Source organism: Bdellovibrio sp. ZAP7, assembly GCF_006874645.1.
Taxonomy (GTDB): domain Bacteria; phylum Bdellovibrionota; class Bdellovibrionia; order Bdellovibrionales; family Bdellovibrionaceae; genus Bdellovibrio.
Map to the genome: position 1 here is coordinate 4,094,594 of NZ_CP030082.1, position 12,867 is coordinate 4,107,460.

8 protein-coding genes are annotated in these 12,867 nt (G+C 44.6%); 2 read left to right on the forward strand and 6 right to left on the reverse strand.

The annotated features are described in order from the left end of the window. Positions 1-5: 5 nt before the first annotated feature. Both DOM22_RS19675 and DOM22_RS19680 read right to left on the reverse strand, forming a co-directional pair. Positions 6-1,163 carry a complex I subunit 1 family protein gene (locus DOM22_RS19675; RefSeq protein WP_142702010.1) on the reverse strand — a complete coding sequence of 386 codons (1,158 nt, stop codon included), beginning with the start codon at positions 1,161-1,163 and terminating at the stop codon, positions 6-8. Between the two features lie 3 nt (positions 1,164-1,166). Next, positions 1,167-1,535, reverse strand: coding sequence for an NADH-quinone oxidoreductase subunit A (locus DOM22_RS19680; RefSeq protein ID WP_142702011.1), 369 nt, complete (start codon positions 1,533-1,535; stop codon positions 1,167-1,169). A gap of 119 nt (positions 1,536-1,654) precedes the next feature. On the opposite strand from DOM22_RS19680, the gene mfd reads away from it, so the two are divergent. Further along, a complete protein-coding gene (gene mfd / locus DOM22_RS19685) occupies positions 1,655-5,176 on the forward strand; it encodes a transcription-repair coupling factor (protein WP_142702012.1) in 3,522 nt (1,173 codons plus the stop codon). Here mfd and DOM22_RS19690 read toward each other — a convergent pair. Next, the gene (locus DOM22_RS19690) at positions 5,173-5,940 is read right to left on the reverse strand and encodes a hypothetical protein (protein ID WP_142702013.1); all 768 of its coding nucleotides are present in this window, start codon (positions 5,938-5,940) and stop codon (positions 5,173-5,175) included. The genes mfd and DOM22_RS19690 overlap by 4 nt on opposite strands. A 55-nt stretch (positions 5,941-5,995) precedes the next feature. Between DOM22_RS19690 and DOM22_RS19695 the strand changes: the two genes are divergently transcribed. Next, positions 5,996-7,684: a glycoside hydrolase family 3 protein gene (locus tag DOM22_RS19695; RefSeq protein WP_142702014.1), complete on the forward strand. Its 1,689-nt coding sequence runs from the start codon at positions 5,996-5,998 to the stop codon at positions 7,682-7,684. Here DOM22_RS19695 and DOM22_RS19700 read toward each other — a convergent pair. From DOM22_RS19700 to DOM22_RS19710, 3 genes are read right to left on the reverse strand one after another with little or no spacing between them, the layout of a single operon-like run. Continuing rightward, positions 7,681-9,261 (reverse strand): exonuclease domain-containing protein, encoded by a 1,581-nt coding sequence (locus DOM22_RS19700; RefSeq protein WP_246845768.1) that lies wholly within the window; start codon positions 9,259-9,261, stop codon positions 7,681-7,683. The genes DOM22_RS19695 and DOM22_RS19700 overlap by 4 nt on opposite strands. Then, positions 9,258-11,675: an ATP-dependent DNA helicase gene (locus tag DOM22_RS19705; RefSeq protein WP_142702015.1), complete on the reverse strand. Its 2,418-nt coding sequence runs from the start codon at positions 11,673-11,675 to the stop codon at positions 9,258-9,260. The genes DOM22_RS19700 and DOM22_RS19705 overlap by 4 nt, the downstream gene beginning before the upstream one ends. 17 nt (positions 11,676-11,692) lie before the next feature. Next, positions 11,693-12,793 (reverse strand): PA0069 family radical SAM protein, encoded by a 1,101-nt coding sequence (locus DOM22_RS19710; protein WP_142702016.1) that lies wholly within the window; start codon positions 12,791-12,793, stop codon positions 11,693-11,695. Positions 12,794-12,867: the final 74 nt, after the last annotated feature.

Genomic DNA, 12,867 nt, shown 5'->3' on the forward strand with positions numbered 1-12,867 from the left:
GCTCCTTACAATGATGCCGCGTAAATCACGAAAGCCGTGATGATGGTATTAGCCAATGCCCAAGGAAGCATTGTTTTCCAACCAAGATCCATCAATTGGTCGTAACGGAAACGTGGCAAAGTCCAACGAACCCAAATAAATGCCCACAAGAATAGGAAGAATTTTACGTTGAAAACAAGGAAGTGGATCAACGCCACCAAAGCCGAAGCCCAGTTTGCATTTGAAGTCACAGTCATTGCCCACTCACGTACCTGCTCAACGGAAACGTACGGAATACCGTAACCACCGAAGAAGAAGATCGCCATCAAACCAGAAGCGATCATCATGTGACCGTACTCGCCGATGAAGAACATGTTGAATTTAAAGCCGCCATACTCAGTATGGAAGCCCGCAACCAACTCAGACTCGCCCTCTGCCAAGTCGAATGGCAAACGGTTGGATTCTGCAAACGTCGCTGTGAAGAATAAAAGCGCGCCCAATGGTTGGAAGAAAATACCCCAATTTGGAAGGTACTGAGATGTGATCGTGTGACCCATGAATTGGAAGTGCAATGGACCTTGTTGCGCCAAAGTCATATCGCCCAAGTGGAAAGTTCCGTACATCATAATCACACCAACGATTGAAAGGCCCAAAGCCAATTCATAAGAAATCGTTTGTGCGGATGCACGAAGAGCACCCATCAAAGAGTACTTATTTCCTGAACCCCAACCTGCCATCAACATCGTGTAAGCAGCTAGAGAAGAAACGCCCAAGATGAAAACGATACCAACGCCAATATCATAACCTTGAACCAAGAATGTGTATGGCCCCCAGGTTTGACCGAACAATTCGAATGTCCCAACGGAAATTGGAGTCGACATAGGAATTGCCGAGAACGCCACCGCACCAGGAATCAACGCGAATACTGGAGCTGCATAGTACAACAACGGTTTTGCGGTTGAAGGAACGAAAGCTTCTTTTGTTAAGAACTTCACGGCATCGGCCAGCAATTGCATCAATCCCAAAGGACCCACGCGATTCGGACCAAGACGATTTTGAATGAAAGCAGAACCACGACGCTCAACCCATACAAGGATCGGCACGAGTTGAACCATCATCAAAAAGATAACAACGAGCTTAAGCCCGTTGACGATAATTTCGAATGAATCTTTACCCATTCCCATTGATTAATCCCATTCCAATGCTTTTGATTTAACTTCCCAGAACAAACCGAAAATGAAGACGGCCAAGAAGAAGATCATAGATCCAAATACAAATGCACCCTGGCCTGAAGCGATGAAATCACGGAAGGATATCGCCCATGGGTACATGAAGATGATTTCGATATCGAAAAGAATGAAAAGAATTGCTGTGAGATAAAACTTCACAGAAACTTTCGTATCTTTTTTATCTAGCGAAGGGAGACCACACTCGTAGGGCTCGTACTTAACCGGATGATAATGGACCTTTCCACCTGTCTTAATCGAAAGCCAGACTAGAAAACTGCCAAATAGCGCAATAAAAATGACGATGAAAATGATTCCACCGAGTGCCACAAACCCTCCAAAGTTGTCGTTATTATTTGGATTTCAATTAGTTATATATGTGGTGCCCCTGAAATCCAAGAAATATGAATGGAAACAAGGCGATAACCATGGCAACATGAGCGCACAAAATGAAAGCCGAAATGACTCATACAAGGCTCGAATCGATACTTGATCGCGCCTTCGAAACAACCCGCGGAAAAATTCAAGTGACCGGAGCTTCTTCTCCGCTCGCGTTGGCTTTCTTTTTGTCTCAGACTTACTCTAAAAAAATCAACGGCTTGCCGCACTTAGTTGTAGTTGGCAGTCAGGCAGAAGCACTGAAATTACAGCAACTCCTACAGTTCTTTGACCCACTTCGTCAGAGCACAGTTCTACCGGCATTTGATGTTTCCGCGTATTCAGGTCTCTATCCAAACACGAGATCTGCCGCGGATCGTGTGCGTTTTCTCGCGAAAGCACAGGCTGCAAAGGCCGGAGAAATCTTCATCGCATCACCTGACGCGCTGGTTCAGAAAACAATTCCGGTCAAAATTCTCAAAGAAAACTCGCGAACCCTGTCAGTTGGCGATGAGTTGCCGGAAGACATCGCCGATTATTTGAACTCTTTGGGGTATGTTTCCGCACCGATGGTTGAAGACAAGGGTCAGTATGCTTTACGTGGAGGTATCGTTGATATTTTCCCACCAAGCGAAGATGCACCCGTTCGTTTAGATTTATTCGGCGATCAAGTTGAAACTCTTCGCCACTTTAGCGTCGATGATCAGCGCAGCTCAGATGAAATCAAATCTTTCGTACTGACGCCCGCTCGCGAAATTCTATTCCGCGATGAAACTCATGAACGACTTTTGCAAAGAGTGCGCGCGAACATCGATGACCGCCCGGTTGAAAAAGCCGAGGCCGATGAAATGTTACGCTCGTTGGTTTTAAAGAATTCTTTTCCGGGAATCGAGTTCTTGTTGCCGTATTTTTACGGAGAGCCGGCAAGTCCTGTGGACCATTTTCCAAATCCCATCAATGTGTGGTTCCTGGATCCAGTAGAGATCTCCAGAAGTGCCGACGAAAACATGGCCGAGCTTAAAGCGGACTATGCGACGAGCTCAAGTCATGTGATTCGTCCTGACATGGATTTGTTGTTTCAAAATTTTGAAACCATTACTTATCCCGAAAACAGCCGTCAGATTTATTTCTCAACTTTAGAATACCTGGATGCCGACAATGCAGCAGAGGCTCATGTCGAGTATCGCACATCTCTGACTCAGGATTTTTCTAATCTTTCTAATTCTAATCCCGTCGGTTCTGAGTTGTGGCTTCAGGCTGCAACGAACAAACTTCATAAGTGGCGAGATGACGGCTACCGCATTTTCGTCAGCACCAAGAATCAATCCCACATTGATCGTCTGTCATTGATATTTGAAAAACTAGAACTGAAAGCCGTACGTTGTGGGCAGGATGAATATAAATGGGATACGTGGCTGCAAGATCAGGATTCAGACAAGCACCTTGTTCATATCGTAAGCCGCTATCTATCTGACAGCTTAAGACTTGACGAAGAGCGCGTGATCTTTCTACGCGATGAAGATTTTTACGGCAAGAAAATGCGCAGCCGTGAATCCACGGCCGCCCAAGACTTTCAAAAGCAGGCTAAGCGCCTGGCATTTGGTGATTTAAAACCCGGTGATTTAGTTGTTCACGTTAAACACGGTGTTGGGATCTATGAGGGTCTTAAGATCATGGCGATCGGCGGAGTGGAGTCTGAGTTCATTCAAGTCGGCTTTAAAGATAAGGATAAGCTTTATCTGCCTGTCTACCGCGTGGGACAGTTGCAAAAGTTCTCTGGAGCTGGTGCCACGACTGTTTTGGATAAACTAGGTGGAACTGCCTGGGAAAAAACCAAAGCAAAAGTTAAATCCCACGTTCGCGATATCGCCGCCGACCTGTTAGCACTTTATGCAAAACGTGCAGAGATGCACCGCCCACCATTTGATTTTAAAGAAAATGAAATTCAACTTTTCGAAAATGGCTTCCCTTACGAAGAAACTAATGATCAGTTGCGTGCCATCGGCGATATCCTGAGCGATTTAAAATCCACAAAGCCTATGGACCGCTTAGTCTGTGGCGACGTTGGATTTGGTAAAACGGAAGTCGCAATGCGGGCAGCTTTCTTTGCTGTCCAGGCTCGTCGTCAAGTCGCGATTCTTGCTCCTACAACCGTTCTGACTTTCCAACACTTTGAAACATTTAAAAAACGCTTTGAAGGCTGGCCTGTTGATATTCGCGTTCTGAACAGATTTATAACGCCGGCTGAATCAAAAAAAACAATTCAAGATATTAAGGACGGTAAAGTCGATATCATCGTAGGTACTCACAAGCTTTTAGGAAGCTCCATTGGATTTAAGGACTTGGGACTTCTAATTATCGATGAAGAGCAAAAGTTCGGCGTTACTCACAAAGAAAAAATCAAAAAAATTAAAACCAGTGTTGATACCCTCACGTTGTCGGCAACACCGATTCCCCGAACTTTAAATATGGCACTGGTTGGTATTCGGGATTTAAGTCTTATCAACACCGCACCAGTGGATCGTTTGCCGACTCGTACTTTTGTTACTAAGTTTGATGAAGAAACTATTCGCAAGGCGATTACTGCGGAGATTTCTCGCGGTGGCCAGGTTTACTTTATTCATAATCGTATCGAATCCATCTATGGGTTGGCTGACGAAATCAGAAGCATCGTCCCTGAGGCACGTATTAAAGTCGCCCACGGTCAGATGGAGGAGCACGAACTCGAAAAAGCGATGCTTTCATTCTTCCATCACGAGATTGACGTTTTAATTTGTACAGCGATCGTCGAATCCGGAATGGACGTACCGCGTGCAAATACAATGTTCATTGATTCCGCCCACATGTTTGGTTTGTCTCAGCTTTATCAATTGCGTGGTCGCGTGGGTCGTTCAAAAACCCGTGCCTATTGCTATTTAATGATGCCGCGAAACCGCAAGCTCGATAAAGAGCAACAAGAACGCTTAAAAATCATTCAAGAGAACACCGCTCTGGGCAGTGGTATTAAGATCGCGCAGTACGATTTAGAACTTCGCGGTTCCGGAAATATTCTGGGCGAGGAACAATCGGGGCACGTAAACTCTGTCGGTTATGAACTATATATGGATCTTTTAAATGAAGCCTTGGCCGAAGCTAAGGGTGAAAAAGTTGAAGATATGGAGCTTGATCCTGAAATCAATCTTAAGATCCCAGCTTTAATCCCTGATGCATATATCAAAGACATTCGCATCCGCTTGGGCTACTATAAGGCACTTGCCGAAATCACTTCTAATGAAGATCTCGATAGAATTGAAGAAGAACTGCGCGATCAGTTCGGACCAATCCCCGATCAAACATTGAATTTAATGGGTCTGATGCTCATTCGTCGTCAGTGTAAGGAACTTGGTGTTCGCGATATCAGCGCGGGTGTTACTTCGATCTCATTAGTATTCACCGAAAAAACAAAATTAGATCCAACACGTGTGATTCAATTGGCGATGAAGGAAGCAAAAAAATATTCCATCACTCCTGATAATCGCCTGAATATCAAAATGGCAAATATCTCGTGGTCAGCAGTTCACGAGGAAATGGAAAGACTTTTAAGTCTGATTTAGAATTCCATGCGCAGGCCGACGCCCCAAATCGGATCGGATTCCATGTTGGCATCTTCTTCTCCACCAGAAGCTAAATACTGAGTCATAAAGACATCGATGAAGGTATTTTCAAGGCCGTAGTTAAACGTCGCATTTTTTGCAGCGTCGTAGTCCATCCAATCAAGCTGCAGTAGCAAACCAAATGTGTAAGCATAACCCATCGGTGGACTTTCGCTTACCGTGTTAGTCGTGGACTTATCATTAAGGCTCATTTGATACATCGACATGCCGACATAAGGAGCCACATACGGTTCTTTCAAGATATTATCCAGCGTGAACTTCAAAGTTCCCATGTACTTCGTGATTTCCAAAGTACGCTTATCACCACTGCGATCGTCTTCGATACTCCCCATGCCTGCAGAAACACCTAATGCCAAAGAACCCAGCGCAAAGTTGTATTTATAATCCAAAGCTAAATTGAAAATAGGGATCGCTTCACCATTGAAAAGCTCTTGATATGTTTTTCCGTCGTTTAGGGAAACGAAGCTGCTAGGAACATAGTTTTCATACTCCAAACCGAAATAGATCCCGTGAGTTTCGCGGCGAGTTTTATAGTCCGCAAGATTGTCCTGGCGTATGTGAAGTTCCACCAAAGATTCAGGACTATAGACCTCAACCAGACCTTCTTCTTCGGGCGTTGCGGCCGAAGCAAACGATGTCATGAGGATCAACACCAGCGACACCAGTGCTTTGATTTGGATTATAGGACTAAGGTGCAATTTCATGCTGTAACTCAAATCTTGTCTATTCCCACTCGAGGCGAATGATATTCTAAGACCTATGAATAAGTATATCAGGGAAATCTTCAGAATTTTGAGTAATACTCTTTTGTTTTTTGCATTTCCCGCCCTTGTTCTAGCTCAAAGCAATCCGGCCCCAAGTAAAAGTCTTGATGAAATCATCGATCTTAAAATTTCTAAAATGAGTCTCCAGGAAAAAGTAGGACAATTGTTCATCGTAGGTTTTCCTTACACTAAGACCAATAAAGACCTGGAAAAATTTATTGGCGATTATAAACCAGGCGCCTTTTTGTTGTTTAAAAGAAATATCGTTTCTCTTGAGCAGGTTAAAAAATTAAACGAGGACCTTTACAAAATTTCTTACCAATCAACAAAGCTTCCGCCACTCATCGCAATTGATCAAGAAGGCGGAGCCGTTTCTCGGTTACCAATTCAACCGAGTCCCCCGAATGCCTTAGCCATTGGCCAAACTCAATCGACCGAGCTTTCTGAAGAGATGGGATATCAAACTGGGTTGTTCTTGCGCGAAGTGGGTTTTAACATGAACCTCGCCCCGGTATTGGATATCGCAGATCCTTACAGCACCAGCTTTATCGGTGTCCGTTCTTTTGGTTCTGATCCCAATCTAGTGAAGGAAATTGGCACAGCCTACGCAAAAGGTCTTCTGCGTTCTAAAGTTATTCCAACCGCCAAACATTTTCCGGGCACAGGAAATATCAAGGCAGATCCCCATAGTACTATTGTGAATAATGCGGCCTCTGAAAATGATTTAAAAAAGAAGGACCTTGTTCCGTTTGAAGGTTATTCGTCACTGGGTACGAATGTCGCTGTGATGTTATCGCATTCGATCTATCCTGCACTTGACCCAAAACGACTGCCTGCAAGTTTTTCCTCAAAGATATCAACAGAACTTTTACGAAATGATTTGAAATACAAGGGCCTCGTAGTCACTGATGATTTGCAGATGAAAGGATCTAAGGAGGTTTTGCGCACGGACCTTGCCGCCCTGAAAGCCCTGCTGGCAGGAGCTGACATTGTGATGATGACTTGGTCTGTTCCGGATCAGGAGCGCGCCATGAAGACTGTTAAAACCGCCGTAGAAGATGGCAGATTCCCGATCGATTCTTTAAATCAAAAGCTCCATCGCATTCTTGTTACAAAAGCCTTCGCAAATATTTATCGTCGCGATCCGAATCTCCCGTCATTGATAGCCGGTGACACCTTAAGTTCGCAAGACTATGTGGAGCTCGAGGATAAAGTTTTAACTGAAAATATTAAAACAAACTTACTGACTAAATCTCTGCCAGAAGCCCGCGCCAATGCGCGCACTCCTGCGGCTGCAACCGGCAAAGTCTGCGCGTATTCACCGTCAAAAGAGTTTTTAGATAGCTTTAAATCAGCATCTCAAGAGAAAGTTATTACCAAACAGCTTTTCGGAACTTCGAAAGTTACCGACGTTACTGCGGTTAACAAATCGTCGCGCTGTAATGTCATTTTGATGGCTGTGACGGGCCCGAAGACGGCTCGCCTGTTAAAGATGCTTCCGGTTGAAATTAAGAAAAGCGCCGTCGTGGTTAACTTAGGTTCACCAGGACTCGTTCCCAAGGAACATGGGTATCGCAAGTTAATCCAACTTTACTTCAATCACAAAGATTCGGGAAAAAAGGTTGCAGAACATTTTCTGGAAATTCTAAGTTCCGAATCTGAAAATTTTGCCTGGAATCCCTAGCGATAGTGAATTTCGACTTCGCCCTCTTGGGTGCGGATTTTGCCAAGCTCCATCAAAAGAACACTCATGCGATCATAGGTATCGATGTTCAATCCGTTCCAAAGTGAAATCTTTGGAATGCGGCCTCCATGTGCCTCCTGGACAATGTGTCCGCCGCGGACCTGCACATGATAAGGGTCTTGCTGCTCGGACGTCGCTGGCTTATATGAAATATCCGCATTCAAAATTTTAGTCAGCGCTTTAGCTCGGACATAGGTGCGTCCTGCACGCATGATATGTCTTTCAATCTTATCTGCGATATCAACCGCGGTAAGTTCTATCAACTCATCAACTTCATCTGCTGATAATTCTTCTTTAGACTCTTCAGTCGCTTCGTCTCCAAGCTCCTCTTCGTCATCCAACAAGTCATATTGGCGATTCCACCAAAGGCCCAACGCCAGCATATTACGGACTGATTTAAAGATCTCAGGAGTAAATGAATTGCGCTCGCAGAACAACTTAAATCCCTCTTCGACTAATGCTGCATCGATGGGTTCGTAAAAAACATTGTCATGAAACTTACCGTTTACAAGGCAATCACGAAGGTTGCGAATCGAATCAAACACGAGACTGCTTGAAAAAGGACCGATATTAAACTCTGCACTTTGTTCAAAATCAATGTGCGTCATTTCGCGATTAAAGAAGACCACATTGCGATGGCCTGCCTTTAATGAAATATTATAGCGAGGATCCCATTTTTTAATTTCATCAGTTTCCAGCAATGCTGCTTCCAGCGGACTTCCGCAAACCGTCACACGCAAATCATAAACCTGGGTCAGCATTTCGAGTTTGCGCGAATCGCGATTTTTCTGACCACGGAAATAACTATTCACGCGATCTTTAAGGGAAGTCGCCTTACCGACGTATAAGATCTCATCCCACTTGCTGATCATGCGATAGACGCCAGGCTGATCTGGCAAAGTCAGGCGTTTATCTTTTTGCAGCGGGTATTCGTACTTGGTTTTTTTAATCTTGGGAGTGACCTGCAGCCATTCTTGAAGTTGTTCCCACGTTTCAATATCAATCTTAGCGAGTTCTGCCACCAGGCTCGTCCAAATGGCTTGGGTAGCAGATGTTTGTTGGGCCGCTCTTTTTAAATCTTGAGTGGGATAACCAAAGTATCCGGCTAAACCCTTAATTCCCCGAGTAGGCAAGTTAGGAAAAAGTCTTTTCGCAATTTCATGGGTGCAAATAATTTCGAAAGGAAACTCTTTGTCGAATTGTGCGTATTGATGCGACAGAAATGGTTTTTCAAACTGCGCAAAATGAATAACGCAACGATGATTCGCAAATTTCTCTTCTAAGGACGCAAATACAGCATCAGCAGGATTAGCTGCATCCATATCGTCGTTATAAATTCCTGTGATCATTTGAATGCGATATGGAATCTTCTCGTCATTCGGAAGTTTAATCAGGCTTGCTTCCGTGTTTCCACTAACAGATGTCCAAGCCATTTCCAAAATGGCAGCGCCATTCTCGGGTTTTGCTCCCGTGGTCTGCAGATCAAAAAAGAAAATGGGCATTTCAGTTAACTTCACGCTTCGATTTCACTCTCAGAATTAGTTTCAATGCTCTTCCAAAAATCGGTCACGTCAGAAATGATTTTTCCTGAGACCAATTCCTGGGCACCTTGCTCAAACCAGCCTTGGGGCATGGTTTCGGAGTACGTTGTCTCTAAAAATCTGGAATCCATCAAGACGATAATTCCCTTGTCATTTTCAGAGCGAATCACCCGGCCCGCGGATTGAATCGTCTTCGCCATGGCGGGATAGACATAGGTGTAATTGAATGCTTGGCCTTTATCATAGGAACGCTCGTAATACTGGCGAATTTGTTCGCGCTCAAAATCAAAATTAGGCAGCGCGGGTCCAACCACGAAAGCACCAATTAGCATATCACCCGGAAAATCGACGCCTTCAGAAAAGATTCCACCCTGCACAGCCAATAGCAAAGTTGGCTTATCTGCATTCTTCATAAATGACAGGAAGTCGTCGACCCGTGCGGCTTTCATTTCACGATGCTGAACTAATCTTTGATAGGAACTGTCTCGCAGATGTCCCTCAACATCCTTCATGAACTCGAAGCTGGGGAAGAGTGCAATATAGTTTCCGGGCTTTACCGCCATAATCTTTTCCATAGCCTGGGCAATCTTTGGCGCGTTCATCGGACGATCTTTAAACTTTGTCGAGATTTGGGGAATTAGCAAAATCTTGCGATGTTCTTTCGGAAATGGAGAAACGAATTCAAGGCACTTGGTCGTAATCTCGTCAAAACCCAAAAGTTTCATGGAATAGGTAAACGGCTTTAACGTCGCAGAAAATGCGACAACGTTTTTAAATGATTTATAAATTTCATTTAAGTGTCTAGAGGCATCACAACAAGTCACCTTCAGGGTCTCGTTGATTTCGCCAAATAGACGATTCTTTTGGTATGTCTGAAAAAATTCAGGGCCCTGGAGTTCGAGAGCTTGTGCAAAGTCGCTCCACATATTCACCAGACGCAAGACCCCGTCTTGCGTTTGAATCTCGATGTCGGCTTCCAGATATTCGCCCAAAAACTCACGCATTCTGGACTCAAGCTCAAAGACCGGATCAAAATCAATAACCACAGTACGAGACTCACCACGATAGGTTTCAATCAGCTCGATCGCTTCTTCGCAAAGTATCTGCGCCCGCTTTTGAAGGCGGATATTGATTTTTCCTAGCGACGGAATGATGTTCTGCAGATCCCGCGTTGAAATCGCTGGTGAAAAATAGTCTTGTGCCCGTGCCGGCAAATTATGAGCTTCATCGATTACCAGATTTGCTTTTTGAGTGGGCTCCATTAAAGGAAGCTCTAAACGTCCTAATAGACTTCTGGTTGAAAAAACATAGTTATAGTCAGCTATGACCACGTCTGCTCTTTCGATCGCCTCTAAAGACAATTCAAAAGGGCACACTTGGTACTGCTCACCCAACTCTTGAAGTTTTCCCTGGCTCAAAGAGCGAAGCTTCGTAACTTTGTTAACCAGATCATTCTCTGCCAGTTTTTTGTAATAGTCCTTAGCAAATTCACAGTACTGCGGATTGCATAAAGGTTCGGCCTTAAAACACATCTTACTTTTCGCCGTGATTGTCAGGGGTCTGATTGATGCGCCCTGATCCTGCAGTTTTTCAACTGCTTCTTCGGCCACCTGATGCTGGGAGTTCTTTGGTGTCACATAGATCACCTTTTGTCCACGCGCCAAAGAGTCCTTCAGGGAAGGATATAAAACACCAATCGTCTTACCCAAGCCTGTCGGTGCCTGAATGACCATCGATTTTTCCTCGATGAATCCCAACTGTATATTTTCAATTAATTCAGTCTGCCCAGGACGTGGTGAAGTAAACGGAAACTTCAAATCCTCTGCTGCTGCCACACGCTTTTTGAATAGCTTCTCGCGGATCTTAGTTTCTTCTGTTAGTTCTGCCAAGCGCAGCGCTAACCAGGCCTCGTATTCTTCAATATCCAATTCAAAATAGATCTCGGACTGTTTAAAGTTTCGCGAAGAAACCAAAAGCATTTTAAGCTCTGGAACTTCACCCATTTGCTTGTAAAGAATGTATCCGTATGTGCGAAGCTGCCACACATAGGGATGATTATCATCCACTGTAAGTTTGTGTTCCAGCGACTCAACATCGAAAGCCGATTTGATTTCTTCAACTTGAAAGCTTGCGCCCTCAACCACACCATCTGCACGGCCCGAGACAACAAACAAGTACTGATCACGTTCAAATTCGATAGAAAGTCTTTTCTCGGCTTCGTAGCCTGGAATCTCGCGAATTCTTTTTCTTTGAATGTTCTGATGTATCTCTTGGCCCAGGCGAGGAGTTTGCCCGTAACCGGAGTGAGCCTCAATGCTGCCCACTCTTGGGCATGGCAAAGCGAACTGGCGCAGATCAATTTGAATTTTGCGTAAGTTCTTTTTTGCCATGGTCTCTCTTAATTAAACTAATCTAAATTAAAACTAAGTTGCGCTTGTGCCGCAATTTCTTCAGTCGTCGGTGGCCTTTGAAAGCTTGCCGCCGACAGATTCCAATTCTTTTTATTCAAACCGTACTTGCGACTGTAAACTTCAAACACTTGCGCCAGCTGCTCTGCTCGCGGCCCAGTACCCGTCATCCGATTTCCAAATTCCGAGTTGTACATTTTGCCATCGCGAACATTCTTAACCGCTTCAATCACTTTGCTTTTACGCAAAGGTCGATGCACATCCAACCACTCTTCAAACAGTGGAGCAACCGCAAGAGGCAATCGCAACATCGTATAACCCGCTGAAGTAGCCCCCGCATCCGCTGCCGCTTTCAGTATCGCTGGCATCTCGTGATCGGTTAGACCCAAAATCACCGGAGCAACATTCACTCCAACAGGAATTCCCGCTTTTGCCAATTCCTCAATCGCCCGCAAACGCGCTGCAGGTCTTGATGTGCGGGGTTCCAATGAAGCGATCAAGTCCGCATCTAGTGATGTGATAGAAATAGTAACAACGATCCCCTGGTACTTGGCCATCTCCTGTAGAATATCTATATCGCGCGTAACCATATGATTCTTTGTGATGATCGCGCCTGGATTTTTAAATTTATTCAAAACTTCCAAGCATCCACGAGTCAGGTTGTATTCACGCTCAAGCGGCTGATAACAATCAGTCACGCCACTCATCATGATCACTTGAGGCTCCCATGATTTTTTCATCAGCGCTTCTTCTAAAAGCTCTGGCGCATTTTCTTTCACCATGATCTTTGATTCAAAATCTAATCCCGCAGACATTCCCAAATACTCATGCGTTGGACGAGCATAGCAATAGATACACCCGTGCTCACAGCCACGATAAGGATTTACAGAATAAGTGAATCCGATATCAGGACTGTCGTTTTTAGTTAAAACAGCGCGCGACGAATCCTTCAGAACTTGCGTCTGCAAACGAGGTTTTTCCTCTTCTAAATAGTTATCAAAATCCTGTGGCTCGGCTTCGAAATGGAGGGAATCAAAACGATTCGGAATATTACTGCTGGCGCCTCTACCCCGGATATCTTTGCGAAATTCTCGGGTCATGGGCGGAGTATCGCACACATGTTACAAAAAACAAAAGGCCCAAGTGTGAACTTGAGCCTTTCTTATTTTTATCC

Bases quoted from the DNA above. Each gene is read 5' to 3' on its own strand.
- DOM22_RS19675 (WP_142702010.1), bottom strand. From the start codon at position 1,163: ATGGGAATGGGTAAAGATTCATTCGAAATTATCGTCAACGGGCTTAAG.
- mfd (WP_142702012.1), top strand. From the start codon at position 1,655: ATGAAAGCCGAAATGACTCATACAAGGCTCGAATCGATACTTGATCGC.
- DOM22_RS19690 (WP_142702013.1), bottom strand. From the start codon at position 5,940: ATGAAATTGCACCTTAGTCCTATAATCCAAATCAAAGCACTGGTGTCG.
- DOM22_RS19695 (WP_142702014.1), top strand. From the start codon at position 5,996: ATGAATAAGTATATCAGGGAAATCTTCAGAATTTTGAGTAATACTCTT.
- DOM22_RS19705 (WP_142702015.1), bottom strand. From the start codon at position 11,675: ATGGCAAAAAAGAACTTACGCAAAATTCAAATTGATCTGCGCCAGTTC.
- DOM22_RS19710 (WP_142702016.1), bottom strand. From the start codon at position 12,793: ATGACCCGAGAATTTCGCAAAGATATCCGGGGTAGAGGCGCCAGCAGT.